General features: G+C 69.8%; 13 protein-coding genes and 1 pseudogene. 8 read left to right on the top strand and 6 right to left on the bottom strand.

The features are described 5' to 3' along the window. A complete protein-coding gene (locus G6N20_RS09440; RefSeq protein ID WP_083052512.1) occupies positions 1–2,682 on the bottom strand; it encodes a circularly permuted type 2 ATP-grasp protein in 2,682 nt (893 codons plus the stop codon). Beyond that, the gene (locus tag G6N20_RS09435) at positions 2,682–6,041 is read right to left on the bottom strand and encodes a transglutaminase family protein (RefSeq protein WP_083052510.1); all 3,360 of its coding nucleotides are present in this window, start codon (positions 6,039–6,041) and stop codon (positions 2,682–2,684) included. The genes G6N20_RS09440 and G6N20_RS09435 overlap by 1 nt, the downstream gene beginning before the upstream one ends. Before the next feature lie 68 nt (positions 6,042–6,109). On the opposite strand from G6N20_RS09435, the pseudogene G6N20_RS09430 reads away from it, so the two are divergent. Further along, positions 6,110–6,193, top strand: a pseudogene (locus G6N20_RS09430) (type II toxin-antitoxin system PemK/MazF family toxin); the annotation flags it as partial. A 28-nt stretch (positions 6,194–6,221) separates the two neighbouring features. Here G6N20_RS09430 and G6N20_RS09425 read toward each other — a convergent pair. After that, complete coding sequence (locus tag G6N20_RS09425; protein ID WP_179961528.1) at positions 6,222–7,295, bottom strand: hypothetical protein; 1,074 nt, start codon at positions 7,293–7,295, stop codon at positions 6,222–6,224. A gap of 151 nt (positions 7,296–7,446) precedes the next feature. Here G6N20_RS09425 and G6N20_RS09420 point away from each other — a divergent pair, with 151 nt between their 5' ends. Next, positions 7,447–8,817, top strand: a complete 1,371-nt coding sequence (locus tag G6N20_RS09420; RefSeq protein WP_083051528.1) for a replication-associated recombination protein A — start codon at positions 7,447–7,449, stop codon at positions 8,815–8,817. 2 nt (positions 8,818–8,819) lie between these two features. Here G6N20_RS09420 and G6N20_RS09415 read toward each other — a convergent pair whose 3' ends face one another. The 3 genes from G6N20_RS09415 to G6N20_RS09405 all read right to left on the bottom strand — a co-directional run bounded on the left by G6N20_RS09415 (position 8,820) and on the right by G6N20_RS09405 (position 10,563). Further along, positions 8,820–9,443 carry a hypothetical protein gene (locus tag G6N20_RS09415; RefSeq protein ID WP_083051525.1) on the bottom strand — a complete coding sequence of 208 codons (624 nt, stop codon included), beginning with the start codon at positions 9,441–9,443 and terminating at the stop codon, positions 8,820–8,822. A gap of 263 nt (positions 9,444–9,706) precedes the next feature. After that, positions 9,707–9,844 carry a hypothetical protein gene (locus tag G6N20_RS09410; protein WP_158084796.1) on the bottom strand — a complete coding sequence of 46 codons (138 nt, stop codon included), beginning with the start codon at positions 9,842–9,844 and terminating at the stop codon, positions 9,707–9,709. Positions 9,845–9,942: 98 nt separating this feature from the next. Beyond that, positions 9,943–10,563, bottom strand: coding sequence for an antibiotic biosynthesis monooxygenase (locus tag G6N20_RS09405; protein ID WP_179961549.1), 621 nt, complete (start codon positions 10,561–10,563; stop codon positions 9,943–9,945). Between the two features lie 182 nt (positions 10,564–10,745). On the opposite strand from G6N20_RS09405, the gene G6N20_RS09400 reads away from it, so the two are divergent. From G6N20_RS09400 to G6N20_RS09375, 6 genes are read left to right on the top strand one after another with little or no spacing between them, the layout of a single operon-like run. Next, positions 10,746–11,135 carry a secondary thiamine-phosphate synthase enzyme YjbQ gene (locus tag G6N20_RS09400; protein ID WP_142272183.1) on the top strand — a complete coding sequence of 130 codons (390 nt, stop codon included), beginning with the start codon at positions 10,746–10,748 and terminating at the stop codon, positions 11,133–11,135. A 48-nt stretch (positions 11,136–11,183) separates the two neighbouring features. Continuing rightward, positions 11,184–13,898 carry an alanine--tRNA ligase gene (gene alaS, locus G6N20_RS09395; RefSeq protein ID WP_083051516.1) on the top strand — a complete coding sequence of 905 codons (2,715 nt, stop codon included), beginning with the start codon at positions 11,184–11,186 and terminating at the stop codon, positions 13,896–13,898. Then, the gene (gene ruvX / locus G6N20_RS09390; RefSeq protein WP_083051513.1) at positions 13,899–14,417 is read left to right on the top strand and encodes a Holliday junction resolvase RuvX; all 519 of its coding nucleotides are present in this window, start codon (positions 13,899–13,901) and stop codon (positions 14,415–14,417) included. After that, entirely contained in the window at positions 14,410–15,651 is a 1,242-nt protein-coding gene (locus tag G6N20_RS09385; protein ID WP_083051510.1) for an endolytic transglycosylase MltG, read from the top strand. Before ruvX ends, G6N20_RS09385 begins: the two co-directional genes overlap by 8 nt. Next, on the top strand, positions 15,629–16,456 hold the full coding sequence (locus tag G6N20_RS09380; protein ID WP_083051507.1) for a shikimate dehydrogenase: 828 nt from the start codon (positions 15,629–15,631) through the stop codon (positions 16,454–16,456). Before G6N20_RS09385 ends, G6N20_RS09380 begins: the two co-directional genes overlap by 23 nt. 11 nt (positions 16,457–16,467) lie before the next feature. Beyond that, positions 16,468–16,914 (top strand): A24 family peptidase, encoded by a 447-nt coding sequence (locus tag G6N20_RS09375; protein WP_083051504.1) that lies wholly within the window; start codon positions 16,468–16,470, stop codon positions 16,912–16,914. The last annotated feature ends 433 nt before the right edge of the window (positions 16,915–17,347 follow it).

Genomic DNA, 17,347 nt, shown 5'->3' with positions numbered 1-17,347 from the left:
TTAAGCCGGCATCACCCGTCGTTCGTCGGGCCCCCACAGCGGCTGCATGCCGCCGGGCAACGTCAGCTGCGTCGCGGTGATGACGTCGGACAGGTCGCGCAACGCCGAATGTACCGCGGCGAGCAGATCTGCCAGCTCCGCGCGGCGCCCGTCGGCGACCTCTTCCAGCTCCGCCGGATCCGATCGGCGCAGACGGGTGCTGATCTCCTCCACCACCCGCTCCGGACGTGATGACCCCGACGCGCCGGGCAGATCCTTGAGGTTGGCCCGCAGCCGCTCCAGCTGGTAGACCAGCGACCGCGGGTTGTGCGCGTCGAACAGCATCAGCTCGGTCACCGCGGCGACGCTGACCTTGCCAACCGTGCGGCGCCGGTAGATCACCGACGATTCACACGCCACCAGGGTGGCCTCCGTGATGGCTTCCTCGGCCGCGGCACCGCGGACGGTGGTCAGCGTGTCGCGCAGCAGCGCGGTCAGCCACAGGCCGCGCTCGATCCGTTTGCCGATGTCCATCATCGTCCAGCCCACGTCGTGCACCATCGACTCGGCGGCCACCCCCGCGAGCGTCAGCATGCCGGCCAACGTCTGCGCCTGAGCCGCGGCGAGCAGCACGTCGGCCTCGGCGAGCGGCTCCGGCGGGTCGGATGGCTGCGCAAGCGCACGCTCCACCCCGGCCAGCACCATCCAGGTGTCGTTGGACAACTGGTCGCGCACCGCGCGGGCGGCCAGCGCCAGCCCCTCCACCGACTGGGCAAGCGATCCTGGCCGGTCGGGGTCCACGGTCATGGCCCACAGCATCGACGGGGCGACGGCGATCATCTCGGCGTGGTCATGAGCCGCGCCGGTGTCGGTCCCGGTGATCTGGCCCAGCGCGGCCATCAGCACCGGCACACACTCGCTTTCCTCGGTGTCCTGTGCATGCCGGAACACGTGGAAGCGCTCGCGCGCGACGATCAGCAACCGGGCCATGTTCTCGGCCCGCTCGCCGTAGCGTCCCATCCAGAACAGGTCGGACAGCACCCGCGGCGAGCTGACGGCCCAGGTGCCCGCGCCGGTCTTCGCCGGCAGCTCCACCGGCAGCTCAACCGCTGGCAGTGTCACCGTCTCGACCAGCGCACGCTCCGTCGGCCGCACCCAAATATCCTTTGCCGCAACGGTTTTTAGCGTGAATGCGGCAGGACCGGACGCCAGTACGTAGCCCAGGCCGCCGATCATCGGCGCATAGCCGCTGCGCTGGGCGACGGTGAACAGCCGGATGCCGACGCCGGCCGAGGACAACACGCCGGCATGGTCGGTGGGCGCCGACGAAAACGTCGGTAGCTCCTGGCCGACCCACTGCCACGGCATGGCTTCGATCCGCGCGGCCAGTTGCGCCAGCTGCCCCGACGACATCGCCGGCCCGACCAGGGTTTCCCCGCCGACCGTCGGCTTGATCAGCAGTGACGAGAGATTGGCCAGCAGGTGTGCGCGTTCGCTGGGGATGCCGCCCCAATAGAGGGGCGCGGTGGGTAAAAGCGGGGCCTCGCCGAGCAACCGCTCGGCGAGCTCGGGCAGAAACCGCAGCAGCCCGGGGTTTTCCAGGATGCCGCTGCCCAAGGTGTTGACGACGGTCACCGTTCCCCGATGTTGCGCCTCCACCAGACCGACCACACCGAGCCGGGAATCGGCGCGCAGATCCAGCGGGTCCGCGTAGTCCGCGTCGACGCGGCGCAGCACGACGTCGACGCGTTTCAGGGTGCCCAGGGAACGCATCCACAGCTTGCCGTCGCGCACCACCAAATCCGTGCTTTCCACCAGCGGGAAACCCAGCAACGTCGCCAGATACGCCTGATCGAAGGCCGTCTCGGAGTAGATGCCCGGGCTGAGCACGACCACCATCGGGTCCTGGGCAACGTCGGGTGCCGCGTCGATCAGCGCCAGCCGCAGCGCCTGGGCGAACGGTGTGGTGGGGCGCGGCGCGATCCGTTCGTAGAGATCGGGGATGGCGTGCGCGACCACCCGCCGGTCGGCCAGCGCGTAGCCGGCCCCCGAGGGCGCCTGGGTCCAGTCGGCGTTGACTTGGAAGCCGCCGTCGGGCAACCGGCTCAGGTCGCACGCGTGCATGAACAGCTGGTGACGCCCGGGCACCCTGATGCCGTTGGCGGCGCGCAGGTAACCCGGGTGGGCGAACAGCAGCTCCGGTGGCAGCACACCCTCGAGCAGCATGCGGCGAGGCCCGTAGAGGTCTGCGAGCACGGTATCGAGTAGGCGTGACCGCTGGACCAGCCCGGCCTCCAGGACGTTCCAGTCGTCCGCGGAGACCACCAGCGGCAGCGTGTCCAGCCGCCAGGGCCCCGGCTCGGGGGGGTGGCCGCCGTCGTGGGCGACGCGGTGGGAATCGACCTCGGTGTAGGTGATGCCGTCGTGGTCGATCAGGCCACCCACCACCGACCGCAGCCGATCCAGCCCGGCCCTGCCACGCTCGGCCACCGCGTCGGCCAGCTCGGTCCAGGCCGGCCGCACATTCCCGTCGGCGTCGACGAATTCGTCGTAGCCGATTCCCGGGCCGCTGCGCAGGTCGAACAGCGCCTGTTGGGCACGCGCCGCCTGGTAGCCGGCCAGCAGGCGGTCGGCGTCGTAGCGGTCGCCGGCAGCGCCAGCGGCCGCCGTCCTCGTGTCGAGTGCCAATTCTGCGGACGCCATTACTGGTGCACGGTACGCACGCGGCGCAGGTCGAGGATCCCCGGCGCGCCGATGTCGGTCAAAATCCGGGCCTGTTTCTCGCGGAGGTCTGATAGATCCAGTTTGCCTGGTGTGAACCCGGTCGCCTCGAAGCGACGGGCGCGGCGGGACTCGGCCTCCACGGCGTTGACGGGCGGCTCGTCGTAGGCGCGCCCTCCGGGGTGGGCGACGTGGTAGGTGCAGCCGCCGCACGACGTGCCGGCGGTGAGGTCGATGAGCTCGAACTGCAGCGGGCCGTCGGCGCCGATGGTCGGGTGCAGCGCGCTGGGCGGCTGCCAGGCCTTGAACCGCACCCCGCCGACGTGGATGTCGGGGTTGTCGGTGGCCAGCAGCGGGACCGGGTAGCCGTTGCAGGTCACCACGTAGCGGTGCCGGTCGGCGCCGATGACCCGGACCTGGATGCGTTCGACCGACGAGTCGACGTAGCGGGCGGTGCCGGTGGCGGTGGCCTCCTCGCCGAGGGTGTACCACGGCTCGATCGCGCCGCGCAGCTCGATCTCCACACCGTTGAACACGGCGGTGCCGATGCGCGGGAAGCGGAACTCGGTGAACGGATCCAGCCAGCTGGTCTCGAACGCGATGCCGTGCGCGCGCAGGTCGGCGGCCACCTCGGCGATGTCATGGATCAAGAAGTGCGGCAACAGGTATCGCCCGTGCAGGTTGTCCCCGTGCCGGATCAGCGGGGCGCGCAGCGGCTGCTCCCAGAACCACGCCACCAGCGAGCGCACCAGCAGCGACTGCACCATCGCCATCCGCAGATGCGGCGGCATCTCGAAGCCGCGCAGCTCCAGCAGGCCCTGTCGGCCGCGGGGTCCCTCGGGGCTGTAGAGCTTGTCGATGCAGAACTCGGCGCGGTGGGTGTTGCCGGTGATGTCGGTGAGCAGGTGCCGCAGCGCGCGGTCGACCAGCCACGGTTCGGCTCGGTTCGCCGCGGGCCCCCCACCTGCTAGCCGGGCGATCTCGGCGAACGCGATCTCGAGCTCGTAGAGCGCCTCGGAGCGGCCCTCGTCCACTCGCGGTGCCTGCGACGTGGTGCCGACGAATCGCCCAGCGAATAGATACGACAGCGACGGGTGCCGCTGCCAGTAGGTCAGCAGGGAGACCAGCAGGTCGGGCCGGCGCAGCAGCGGTGAGTCGGCCGGGGTGACGCCGCCCAGCGTGATGTGGTTGCCGCCGCCAGTGCCGCCGTGGGTGCCGTCGACGTCGAACGACTCCGTCGAGAGCCGAGCCAACCGGGCCTGCTCATACAGGGTTTCCAGCTGCTGATGTTGTTCGTCGAAGCTGGCGGTGGGCGCGATGTTGACCTCGATCACGCCGGGGTCGGGGGTGATCGTCGTCGATGCCAGCCGCGGGTCGGGTGGGGGGCCGTAGCCCTCGACCACGACCGGACAGTTGGCCTGCGCCGCCGCTGCCTCGACGCGGGCGATGAGGTCCACGAAGTATTCCAGCGCCTCGGTGGGCGGCATGAAGAGGTAGAGCAGCCCGTCGCGCACCTCGGCGACCATCGCGGTCGTCGGCGCGGTCTCGGGATCCTCCAGCACCGCCGCTGCCGCCTCCGCGGCGTCGGGCTCCGGCGCTCGAGCATCCGCCACGGTCATCGGGTCGACGTCGAACGACACCCGGGGCGGGCGCCAGCTGATCGAGTTCAGCGGCAGCCGTAGACCCGCCGGGGAATCCCCCTCGATCAGCACCAGGCGACCGCGGCGCAGCCGCCAGTTCGCGCTGGCCCAGCCGAGGCCATCGGCACGGCGATGCAGCGGCAGCACGAACGCCGCCGGGGTGGCGACGGACCCGTCGAGGCGCGCCAGCAGCGCCACGCGGGCGGCGGCGGTGTCGGGGTTGGTGTCGGGGGACAGGTCGTCGCCCGGGTCCACCGGGTCGCCGGACGGCAGTCGCACCGCGGCCGCCAGCCGGCTCAACGGGTCCTCGTAGGCCGGCCGCACCTGTGACAACGGCAGCCCCAGGCCCTCGGCGACACCGGCGAGCACCCGCTGGGCCGCCTCGTTGTCGGCCGGCGGCGGCTGGTTGAGCCAGGGGTCGGCCAGCAGCGCGTCGTTGGTCCACAGCGGGCGCCCGTCGGTGCGCCAGTACAGCGCTATCTGCCAGCGCGGCAACGGTTCTCCCGGATACCACCTGCCCTGGCCGCGCTGGATCAGTCCGTGCGGGGCCCACCGGGCCTTGAGCCGGGCGGCTAGGTCGGAGGCCCGTTGCCGCTTGTGCGGACCGTCGGCGGCGGTTCGCCACTCGGTGTCGACGTGGTTATCCACCGAGACGAACGTGGGTTCGCCGCCGATGGTCAGCCGGACGTCACCGGCCGCCAGCCGCTGGTCGACGCCACGGCCGACCGCGCAGATCGCCCGCCACGCCTGGTCGCTGTAGGGCAGCGTGACGCGCGGGTCTTCGTGCACGCGGGTGACGGTGTTGGAGAACTCCAGCACGGTGTGGCAGACATCGGTGCCGCCGCTGATCGGCGCCGCGGTCGCGGGGTGCGGGGTGGCCGCCAGCGGGATGTGCCCCTCCCCGGCGAACAGCCCCGACGTCGGGTCCAGTCCGATCCACCCCGCGCCGGGCAGGTACACCTCCGCCCAGGCGTGTAGGTCGGTGAAGTCGGCGGCCGGCCCGGACGGCCCGTCCAGCGCCTCGACGTCGGAAGCCAGCTGCACCAGGTAGCCGGACACGAAGCGGGCGGCCAGCCCCAACTGGCGCAGGATCGACACCAACAGCCAGGCCGAGTCCCGGCACGATCCAACGCCGGCGCGCAGCGTGAAGTCCGGTGTCTGCACGCCCGGTTCCATGCGCACGGTGTAGCCGACGTCGGCGTGCAGTGCGCGGTTGAGCGCGACCAGCAGGTCGATGGTGCGGGTGCCCTCCGGCATGGTGAAGTTCCGCACCCACGCCCGCACCAGCTCACCCGGTCCGGCCCCGGGGGCGTCCGCGCCGTCCTCGTCGACCGGCCGCAGATACGGTTCCAAGTCATCGGCCAGCGGCTTGGGGTAGGTCAATCCTGTCGAAGGCCAGGTTTCGGCCCAGTCTTCGACGAAGAAGTCGAACGGGTTGATGACCTTGAGGTCAGCGATGAGCCCGACGGTGATGGTCAGCTGCCGCATGGGTTTCGGAAACACCAACCGGGCCAGGAAATTGCCCACCGCGTCCTGCTGCCAGTTGATGAAGTGCTCGGCCGGCTGCACCCGCAGCGAGTACGCCTCGATGGGTGTGCGGCAGTGCGGCGCCGGGCGCAGCCGCACGATGTGCGGATACACCCGAACCGGCTGGTCAAAGGTGTAGCTGGTGCGGTGCTCCAGCGCAACTTTGATGCTCATAACCGCTGATCTCATCACAGGCGGCCGGATCGCCGCAGCGCATGCGGCCAGAGTCGGCCAGAGCGGTGTCATACCGGCGCCGCATCACCCGGCTGTCCCCAGCCCGCCTACACCAGGCGTGCCGCACACTTCGCGCTAGCACCGGGTGCTGACCGCCGTCGGGCGTCCGATGGGCGGGTATTAGGCGTACTGCTGTCCGGGCGGTGGCGGTGGTGGTGGCGGCCCTGGCGGGAAGCCGGCCGGGGGCCCGGGCGGGCTCAACTCAACGACGTGGCCGCCGGAAAGCTTGCGCCAGGTGTAGGTCTGGATCAGGCTGGCGACCGGAATGCCGGCCAGTATGCCGACGAAGCACAGCAATTCGCCGACCAGCACCGCCGCGTACTGCGCCAGCCACGACAGCACGCTGCCACCGACGTTGGACCTGACCGCCGCGATGCTAGCCCGGATGGAGTCGACGGGCGACAGGGATCGGTCGACGACGGCCACGATGGCGAACTGGGCGAGGAAGCCGAAGATGATGCCGGGGATGATGCACAGCACCCATCCGATCAGGGTGCCGATGACCACCAGCAGCCCGGTGACCAGCACCATGCCCAGGTTGCGTGGCCGGAAAAACGTCCCCATCGTCACCGGCCTGCCGTCGGCGATGGCCAGGCAGCCAGTCGTCAATCCGGCATGCATGTAGAGCGCCACCACGAACAGCACGACATAGCCCACGATCATGGCGACCACCGCGATTGGGCTCAGGTTGGTGGTCGTCGTTTCCGCGGTGGCGCCGAAGGCGTCGGTGTAGGTCGTGGTGGTGCTGTTCGAGGAGGCGAAGATGAGCCCGAACATCACCCCGACGACGCCGGCTATCGCCACGAAATAGCCGAGCACGGGAACGATGAGCGTCACCGCGTTCTGGGTGAACCGGTTCCATCCCCAGCTGATGGCGTCACCCACCTTGAACGTGGACACCGGGCCACCGAGGCCGGGCGGGGGCGGGTAACCGACAGGGGGTGCGCCCCCCGGTGGGCCGTAGCCGGGAGGCGGGGGCGGCGGCGTACCGTAGCCGGGCGCCGAATAGCCCCCGGGGGGCGCGCCGTAGCCGGGTGGCGGCGGTGGCGGGGGCGGCGCGCCGTAGCCCGGGGGCGGCGGTGGCGGGGGCGGCGCGCCGTAGCCCGGTGGCGGGGGTGGTGGGTAGCCCGACGGGCCCTGGTTGCCGCCCTGCGGCTCGGCCGGGGTGCCTGCATGTTCTGGTGGCTGGCTCATTGCCGTCCTTATTCGCTTGTAGTTCGCTCGGTCGGGTGTGCGTGAGACGTAGCAAACCGGAACTTAGCAAATGTGCGCCCCCGGCGCGCGCATTGGCGCCGTTCCGCTCGGGGGTGGAGTCCGGTCGCGGCCCGCGTTGACCGTCCGTGGTATGCCTGAAGCCGTGTCCGACGGTCTATTCGACCTGCCCGGCGCATCGAAGATGAGCGATCCTGGCCTGGGCGCTCCGGCCGGGGCGCCGCTGGCGGTGCGGATGCGCCCGGCGTCGCTGGACGAAGTGGTCGGGCAGGACCACCTGCTGGCCGCGGGGTCGCCGTTGCGCCGCCTGGTCGAGGGCTCGGGCGTGGCGTCGGTCATCCTGTACGGCCCGCCGGGAAGCGGCAAGACGACGCTGGCGGCGCTGATCTCACGGGCCACCGGCCGCCGATTCGTGGCGTTGTCGGCGTTGTCGGCGGGCGTTAAGGATGTTCGGGCGGTTATCGACTATGCGCGCAAGGCGCTCCTTTCCGGCGAGCAGACGGTGCTGTTCATCGACGAGGTGCATCGGTTCTCCAAGACCCAGCAGGACGCCCTGCTGTCGGCGGTGGAGAACCGGGTGGTGTTGCTGGTGGCCGCGACCACCGAGAACCCATCGTTTTCGGTGGTGGCCCCGCTGCTGTCGCGGTCGCTGATCCTGCAGTTGCGGCCGCTGACGGCCGACGACATCCGCGCCGTGGTGCGGCGCGCGATCGAGGATCCGCGCGGCTTGGGCGGGCGGATCTCGGTGGCGCCCGAGGCCGTCGACCTGCTGGTGCGCCAGGCGGCCGGCGACGCCCGCCGCGCCCTGACCGCGCTGGAGGTCGCCGCCGAGGCCGCCCAGGGGACCAACGAGCCGGTCACGGTTGCGACCATCGAGCGGTCGCTGGACAAGGCCGCGGTCCGCTACGACCGAGACGGCGACCAGCACTACGACGTGATCAGCGCGTTCATCAAATCGGTGCGCGGTTCCGACGTCGACGCCGCGCTGCACTATCTGGCCCGCATGCTGGTCGCCGGGGAGGATCCGCGGTTCATCGCCCGCCGGCTGATGATCCTGGCCAGCGAGGATATCGGCCTGGCCGATCCGACCGCGCTGCAGGTCGCGGTCGCCGCGGCGCAGACGGTGGCGCTGATCGGCATGCCCGAAGCCCAGCTGACGCTGGCGCACGCCACCATCCACCTGGCCACCGCACCAAAGTCGAACGCGGTCACCACGGCCCTGGCCGCGGCGATGAACGACATCAAGGCCGGCAAGGCCGGCCTGGTGCCGGCCCATTTGCGCGACGGGCACTACTCGGGGGCCGCCGCGCTGGGCAACGCGCAGGGCTACAAATACTCCCACGACGACCCGGATGGCGTTGTCGCCCAACAATATTCGCCGGACGAGCTGGTGAACGTGGACTACTACCGGCCCACCGGCCGCGGCGGTGAGCGCGAGATCGTCGGCCGCCTGGACCGGCTGCGGGCGATCATCCGCAACCAGCGGCGCAATCAGCGCAGCTGAGCTCAGACCAGCTCGGGCACCCGCAGGTGCGCGATCGCCAGCTCGAATTCGGCGACGTCGAGCACCTCGGCTCCCAGCTCCCGGACACGCCTGCTGCGCAGCTCGCTGGCCCGGTCGCGGTTGCGGGCCATGGCGTCCAGGCTGTCGAACGTCGAGCACGACACCGCGCGTCGGCGTGCCGGGTGGTCGACCATCAGGCTGGCGCTGCAGAATCCGTCCAGATCCTCCATCTCGGGCAGGACGTGCGTCCGGTAGAACTCCAGGGACCGGCCAAGCTGGTCCGGCACCACCTTGAGCCAGGTGGCGCGCACGCACGCTCCGTCCTGCGACCGGTGATCCCGGTGCAGCACGGCGATTTCCCACTCTTCGACCCGGGCGCTGCCGGCGAACATCAGCGCGGCGCGGTCGCGGATGGGCGCCACCCGCGTGGCGCTTGCGCGCATCGCCTCCAGGGTCTCCCAGGCGCTGGTGGCGATGCATGTGCCGGACTGTCGGTCGACCAGCAGTGACAGCCCAACAAACCCGTTGACCTCCTGGAGGGCGGGCATGACGACATCGCGAACATGCGCAATACCGATGTCGACCGACAAGGGCTGCGCGTGGATGGTGGTAGAGCGTGCGTACACGATCGACCCCTCCTGTTATCGGGGCAGCGCCCCGGTGGCGCCACCGGTCCCACCGATTACCTTCCTCCTACCGAATGGCCCTGGCAATGCTTGTCGGGGGCTTGTCTGGGGTAGCTGCCGGTGCCGTTTCGGCGGCTGCAGCCAGGCACGAATCCTGGTTGATGTCGGGGCGCAGGCAGCCGAACAGCAGGCGGTGGTACGTGCGGGTGTTCCGGCTGCTACATCACCTGGATTTAGCCCGACCCGTGTGTGCCGCCGGCGGCCTACGGCAACCCGTTGTTGCCGTCATTGCCGAGCAGCAGCCCGCCGGTGCCGCCGGCGCCGTGGTCATAGGTGACGCTCGTCCACGCGGTCGGGCGCACCAGCGGCACGCACAGCTCGCCCGCCGAACGTGCAACCACGGCGGCATCGCCCGGCGTGTCCCCGCAACCAGTGCACGCTCGGCGCGGAGTCAGGAATTGCTCATCGAGTTTGGCCGGTATGGCCGCCGGAATCTTGATCAGACCAGTTCGGGTACCCGCAGGTGCGCCAGCGCCAGTTCGAACTCGCACTCATCGAGTTCCTCGCCGCCCGCCTCGCGCAGCGACCTGGTCTTGAGGGCGGTCGCCTGCTCCCTGTTGCGGTCCATCGCGGCGAGGCTGTCGAACGTCGTGGAGGCCACCGCACGCCCGGAGGCGCGGTCGACCAACAGGCTGGCGCTGCAGAACCCGTCGAGGGCCTCGATCTGCGGCAGCACGGACGACTTGTAATACTCGATGCCCTGGTCAACTTGGTCCGGTGGCACCTTGACCCAGGTCGCCCGCACACAGGCACCGTCGGCCGAGCGGTGGTCGCGATGCATCGACGCGATCTCCCACTCCTCGACGGCGGCGGTGCCGCCGAACATCTCCGCGCACCGATCACGGATAGGCGTGACTTGTTCCCCGGTGGCACGCATCGCCTCCGCGGTCTCCCAGGCGCTGGTGGCGATGCAGCGGCCGGATCTCCGGTCGACCAAAAGGGATACGCCGACGCACCCGTCCATCTCCTGCAGCGCGGGCATAACCACATCGCGAACATGCGCAATCCCGGTGTCGATGGACTGGGGTTGCGCCTGAATAGTGGTAGAGCGCGCGTACACGATCCACCCCTCTTTCACTGTTCGGGGCAGCGCCCCGGTGGCGCCACCGGTCACTCAATACCTTCCTCCGACCGACCGCGCGGGGCAATGGGCAATCCGGGCGCTAGACGGCCGGCTCGAGGCGGTAACGGGTTGGCGGGTCGGCGAGCCCTCACCGTAGGCTGGGACGGGTGGATACCGATGTGCTGGATGTGGACACCGCGCGTCGCCGCATCGTCGATCTCACCGACGCCGTGCGTGCCTTCTGCGCGACCCACAACGACGGCCTGTGCAACGTGTTCGTCCCGCATGCGACGGCCGGTGTGGCGATCATCGAGACCGGAGCCGGTTCCGACGAGGACCTGGTCGACACCCTGAACCGGTTGTTGCCGCGCGACGACCGCTACCGGCACGCCCACGGCTCCTACGGTCACGGCGCCGATCATGTGCTGCCGGCGCTGGTCGCACCGTCGGTGACGGTGCCGGTGTCGGGTGGTGAGCCGCTGCTGGGGATCTGGCAAAGCGTGGTTCTGGTCGACCTCAACCGGGATAATCCGCGTCGGTCGGTGCGTTTGAGTTTTGTGGAGGGCTAAGCGCAGTCAATTGGGGCGTTGGTAACCAGGAACGAGGAAGCGACAACTGTGCAAACACACGAGATCAGGAAGCGGTTCCTTGATCACTTCGTGAAGGCGGGCCACACCGAGGTACCGAGCGCCTCGGTGATCCTCGACGACCCCAACCTGTTGTTCGTCAACGCCGGCATGGTCCAGTTCGTCCCGTACTTCCTGGGGCAGCGCACGCCGCCGTATTCCACGGCCACCAGCATCCAGAAGTGCATCCGCACCCCCGATATCGACGAGGTCGGCATCACCACCCGGCACAACACGTTCTTTCAGATGGCCGGCAATTTCTCGTTCGGCGACTATTTCAAACGCCGGGCGATCGAACTGGCCTGGTCGCTGCTGACCAACCCCGTCGCCGACGGCGGCTACGGACTGGATCCGGACAGAATCTGGGCCACGGTGTATCTCGACGACGACGAGGCCGCGCAGCTGTGGCAGCAGATCGCCGGGCTGCCGCCCAAGCGGATTCAGCGCCGCGGCATGGCCCACAACTATTGGTCGATGGGCATCCCCGGGCCCTGTGGGCCGTCGTCGGAGATCTACTACGACCGCGGGCCCGAGTTCGGCCCCGAGGGCGGCCCGATTATCAGCGAGGACCGCTACCTTGAGCTGTGGAACCTGGTGTTCATGCAGAACGAGCGCGGCGAGGGCACCAGCAAAGAGGACTATGTGATCCTGGGGCCGCTGCCCCGCAAGAACATCGACACCGGCATGGGGGTGGAGCGGGTCGCGCTGGTGCTGCAAGGGGTGCACAACGTCTACGAGACCGATCTGCTGCGACCGATCATCGACACCGTGGCCGCTCGCGCGCCGCGCCCCTATGATGTCGGCAATCACGCCGACGACGTGCGCTACCGCATCATCGCCGACCACAGCCGCACCGCCGCGATCCTGATCGGCGACGGCGTCAGCCCCGGCAACGACGGCCGCGGCTATGTGTTGCGTCGGTTGCTGCGCCGGGTCATCCGCTCGGCCAAGCTGCTGGGCATCGACACCCCGATCGTCGGGGATCTGATGGCCACCGTGCGCGATGCGATGGGCCCGTCCTATCCCGAGCTGGTCACCGACTTCGAGCGGATCAACCGCATCGCCGTCGCCGAGGAGACGGCGTTCAACCGCACGCTGGCGTCGGGCTCCAAGCTGTTCGACGAGGTGGCCGGTGCCACCAAGTCCTCCGGCGCCGGCGTGGTGTCCGGTTCGGACGCCTTCACCCTGCACGACACCTACGGCTTCCCGATCGAGCTGACCCTGGAGATGGCCGCCGAAGCCGGGCTGATGGTCGACGAGGCCGGCTTTCACGAACTGATGGCGCAGCAGCGCCGCCGCGCCAAGGCCGACGCCGCCGCGCGCAAGCACGCGCACGCCGACTTGAGCGCCTACCGCGAGTTGGTCGACGCCGGCCCCACCAAGTTCACCGGATATGACGAGTTGACTTCCGAGGCAAGGATTTTGGGCATCTTCGTGGACGGCAAGCGGGTTCCGGTGGTGGCGCACGGCTCGCCGGGGGACATCGCCGAAGCCGATCGGGTGGAGCTGATTCTGGACCGCACCCCGCTGTATGCCGAGTCGGGTGGGCAGATCGCCGACGAGGGAACCATCAGCGGAACCGGGTCCAGCGGCACCGCCCGGGCGGCGGTCACCGATGTGCAAAAGATCGCCAAAACCCTTTTTGTGCATAGGGTTAACGTGGAGTCCGGGGAATTCGTCGAGGGCGACACCGTCATCGCGGCGGTGGACCCGGGCTGGCGCCGGGGCGCCACCCAGGGTCACTCGGGCACCCACATGGTGCACGCGGCGTTGCGACAAGTGCTGGGGCCCAGCGCGGTTCAGGCCGGCTCGCTGAACCGGCCGGGCTACCTGCGCTTCGACTTCAATTGGCAAGGGCCGTTGACCGAACAGCAGCGCACCCAGATCGAAGAAGTGACCAACGAGGCCGTGCAAGCCGGCTTCGAGGTGCACACCTTCACCGAGCAGCTCGACAAGGCCAAGGCGATGGGCGCTATCGCAATGTTCGGCGAGAGCTATCCCGACCAGGTGCGGGTGGTTGAGATGGGCGGACCGTTCTCGCTGGAGCTGTGCGGCGGCACCCATGTGAGCAACACCGCCCAGATCGGCCCGGTGACGATCCTGGGTGAATCGTCGATCGGTTCCGGGGTGCGCAGGGTGGAGGCCTACGTCGGGCTGGAGTCGTTCCGGCACCTGGCCAAGGAACGCGCGCTGATGGCCGGGCTGGCGTCGTCGCTGAAGCTTCCGTCGGCTGAGGTGCCTGCCCGGGTGGCCAATCTGGTGGAGCGGCTGCGGGCCGCCGAGAAGGAACTCGAACGCGTGCGGCTGGCCGGCGCGCGGGCGGCCGCGGCGAACGCGGCGGCCGGCGCCGAACGCATCGGCAACGTCCGGGTGGTGGCGCAACGCATGTCCGCCGGGATGACCGCGGCCGACCTGCGTTCCCTGGTCGGCGACATCCGCGGCAAGCTGGGCAGCGATCCGGCGGTGGTCGCGCTGATCGCCGAGGGGGAGAGGTCCACCGTGCCGTATGCGGTGGCGACCAATCCCGCCGCCCAGGACCTCGGCATTCGGGCCAACGAGCTGGTCAAACAGCTTGCCGTGGCGGTCGCGGGCCGCGGCGGCGGCAAGGCCGACCTGGCGCAAGGCTCAGGCAAGGATCCGACCGGGATCGACGCCGCGCTCGACGCGGTCCGCTCCGAGATCGCCGTGATAGCACGGGTCGGTTGAGTGGGCGAAGCACACCGCCGCCCGCCTGACCGGCCCGGCGATCCAGACCAGGACCCCGGACGGGGGCGCCGCCTCGGCGTCGACGTGGGCACGGTGCGGATCGGCGTGGCCTGCAGCGATCCCGACGGCATACTGGCCACCCCGGTGGAAACCGTGCGCCGCGACCGCAGCGACAAGCATCTGCGCCGGCTGGCCGCGCTGGCCACCGAACGGCAGGCCGTCGAGGTGATCGTCGGGCTGCCGCGCACCCTGGCCGACCGCACCGGGGCCGCGGCCCGCGATGCGATCGAGCTGGCCGAGGCGCTGGCTGTGCGAATCGCGCCCACGCCGGTGCGGCTGGCCGACGAGCGGCTGACCACGGTGAGCGCGCAGCGGGCACTGCGCGCGGCGGGTGTGCGGGCTCGGGATCAGCGTTCGGTGATCGATCAGGCCGCCGCGGTGGCCATCCTGCAGGGCTGGCTGGATGAACGCCGCACCGTGCTGGCCGCACGGGTGGCTCAGGAAGGCGCCGATGGGTGAGCACCACCGCCACCGGGCCCAGCCCGTCGCGGTCCGGCCCACTCGGCACCGCAAGACCCGTGCGGATCGCAGGCGGGCACAACGAATCACCCGCCGGCGGCGCGTCGCCGGCGGGTTCGTGGGCGGCCTGGTGGTCGTGGTCGTGGTGGCGGCTGTGGTGGTGGGCTCGAAGCTGTGGCACGTGCTGTCGGGTTCCGGTGACGACTACACCGGGACCGGCAAGAGGGACATCGTCATCCAGATACGGGCCGGTGATTCGACGACCGCGGTGGGGGAGACGCTGCACGACCGCGGCGTGGTGGCCACCGTGCGGGCGTTCGTCGACGCCGCGCACGGCAACGCCGCGATCGCGTTGATCCAGCCCGGGTTCTATCGGATGCGCACCGAGATTCCGGCGGCGGCCGCGGTCGCCCGGCTGGCGGACCCCAAGAACAGGGTGGGCAAGCTGGTCATTCCGGAGGGGCGGCAGCTCGACGACACCACCGATATGAAGACCAACGTCGTCAACCCCGGCATTCTCACCCTGATCTCCCAGGCGACCTGCGTGGATCTCGACGGTAACCGACGCTGCGTGTCGGTGGCGGATCTGCGTGCCGCGGTCAGCAAGGGCACCCCGACGATGCTGGCGGTGCCGCCCTGGGCGGTCGAGCCGGTGCTGGAGCTGGGCAATGACCATCGCCGGATCGAGGGCCTGATCGCGCCGGGGACCTTCAACGTCGATCCGGGGGCCTCGGCGCAGACCATCCTGGCGACGCTGATCAGCGCCGGAGCCGTGGAGTACATGAAATCGGGTCTGGTGGACACCGCCAAGGCGCTGAGCCTGTCGCCCTACGACATCCTGGTGGTGGCCTCGCTGGTGCAGCAGGAATCCAACACGCAGGATTTCCCGAAGGTGGCGCAGGTCATCTACAACCGGCTGCGCGAGCATCGCACGCTGGAGTTCGACTCGACGGTGAACTACCCGCTGGACCGCCGGGAGGTGGCCACCAGCGACGCCGACCGTGCCCAGCGCACGCCGTGGAACACCTATGTGTCCGAGGGGCTGCCGGCCACCGCGATCTGTTCGCCCGGCGTTGACGCGCTGCGCGCCGCCGAGCACCCACAGCCGGGTGACTGGTTGTACTTCGTCACCATCGACACCCAGGGGACGACGCTGTTCACCCGGGACTATCACCAGCATCTGGCGAATATCGAGCTGGCCAAGCACAACGGTGTCCTCGACAGCACGCGCTAGCTCGGCGCCCAATAAGGCGGGCGTGCTCGGTTCGCCGATCACCCATTCCCGGTCCCCGCAACTGCACCTGGCCGCCTACCGCGCGCTGGGCCTGCACGACTGGACCTACGAGCGCATCGAATGCGGCGCCGAGCAACTGCCCGGTGTGGTGGGCGGCTTCGGCCCGGAGTGGGTGGGCGTGTCGGTGACCATGCCGGGCAAGTTCGCCGCGCTGCGGTTCGCCGACGAGCACACCGCGCGCGCGGACCTGGTCGGTTCGGCCAACACCCTGGTGCGGACGGCGCGCGGCTGGCGGGCCGACAACACCGACATCGACGGCGTCGCCGGGGCGTTGGGGACGGTGTCCGGGCACGCGCTGGTGCTGGGGTCCGGGGGTACCGCACCGGCGGCGGTGGTGGCGTTGGCCGAACTCGGTGTCACCGGCGTCACCGTCGTTGCGCGCAACCCGGACAAGGCCGCCCGGCTGGTGGACCTGGGCACCCGGGTCGGCGTGCCGACCCGGTTCTGCGGCCTCGACGACGACCGGTTGGCCGCGGAGGTGGCGGCCGCGGGGGTGCTGGTGAGCACCCTTCCGGCGGGCGTGGCATCGCGGTACGCCGGCACCTTGGCCGCCGTCCCGGTGCTGCTGGACGCGGTTTACGACCCGTGGCCCACGCCGCTGGCCGCCGCGGTCGCCGCGGCGGGCGGGCGGGTGATCAGCGGCCTGCAGATGTTGCTGCATCAGGCATTCGCCCAGGTGGAGCAGTTCACCGGGTTGCCCGCGCCCCGCGAAGCGATGACTTGCGCGCTGGCCGCGTTGGACTAGCGTGCCCCAGCATGCTGGCGGGGACGGTGTTGCTCTGGATGGCAGCCCTGTGCGTCTACGACATCCGGCAGCGCCGGCTACCCAACACGCTGACCCTGCCGGGGGCGGGCGTGATCCTGCTGGTCGCCGTGTTCGCCGGCCACGGTTTGCCGGCGCTGGCCGGGGCGGCCGCATTGGCCGGGGTGTACCTGCTGGTGCACCTGGCGGCCCCGGCCGCGATGGGCGCCGGTGACGTCAAGCTGGCGATCGGCCTGGGTGGGCTGACCGGTTGCTTCGGCGTCGAGGTGTGGTTTCTAGCGGCGCTGGCCGCGCCGCTGCTGACCGCGGTGTGCGGCGTGATGGTGACGCCATGGGGCGTCCGCACCCTGCCGCACGGGCCGTCGATGTGTGTGGCCACCGCCGGCGCGGTGGGGCTCATCGGAAGCCCGCTGGTGGAACCTGGCGCGATATCTGTGTAGGCCATCGGTGATTTGACAACGAATTAAACTCTAGCACAACGCGATTCGTTCAGAGAACAGCTTGGACACTCGCTGGCGAGGCGCTGGCGCTGGGTGCTCGCAACAGGAGCTTCACGGTCACCGCGCGCCGGGCTCGAACGTGAGCGATCTTGCATGGGAACCGTGGCGAACTCAGCGGCTGATTACGACGCGTAAAGGGGCGGAAACCTGCTCCGCCCCTTTACAGAAGCAGCCGTTTGGCCATCGTCGCCACACGCGGAGAAATCCGTTGAACCAATGCATGCCTGAATGAAGTGCGGCGATCCGACCCAACTCTAACAAGGGCTTGGTCGGCATCGGCGTGTCAGCTGCGGACGGCAAGCCAGAGTGGTAACGCAAAATCAAAACATACATGCAATGGTTGACAGGACGTACCTGCATGCCTAAACTCCTA

Origin of the sequence: Mycobacterium shinjukuense (assembly GCF_010730055.1) — a bacterium.
Lineage (GTDB): Bacteria > Actinomycetota > Actinomycetes > Mycobacteriales > Mycobacteriaceae > Mycobacterium > Mycobacterium shinjukuense.
Note: the sequence above shows the minus strand (reverse complement) of the source record. Positions and strands in the feature narration are given on the sequence as shown.

Bases quoted from the DNA above. Each gene is read 5' to 3' on its own strand.
- G6N20_RS09440 (WP_083052512.1), bottom strand. From the start codon at position 2,682: ATGGCGTCCGCAGAATTGGCACTCGACACGAGGACGGCGGCCGCTGGC.
- G6N20_RS09435 (WP_083052510.1), bottom strand. From the start codon at position 6,041: ATGAGCATCAAAGTTGCGCTGGAGCACCGCACCAGCTACACCTTTGAC.
- G6N20_RS09425 (WP_179961528.1), bottom strand. From the start codon at position 7,295: ATGAGCCAGCCACCAGAACATGCAGGCACCCCGGCCGAGCCGCAGGGC.
- G6N20_RS09420 (WP_083051528.1), top strand. From the start codon at position 7,447: ATGCCTGAAGCCGTGTCCGACGGTCTATTCGACCTGCCCGGCGCATCG.
- G6N20_RS09385 (WP_083051510.1), top strand. From the start codon at position 14,410: ATGGGTGAGCACCACCGCCACCGGGCCCAGCCCGTCGCGGTCCGGCCC.
- G6N20_RS09375 (WP_083051504.1), top strand. From the start codon at position 16,468: ATGCTGGCGGGGACGGTGTTGCTCTGGATGGCAGCCCTGTGCGTCTAC.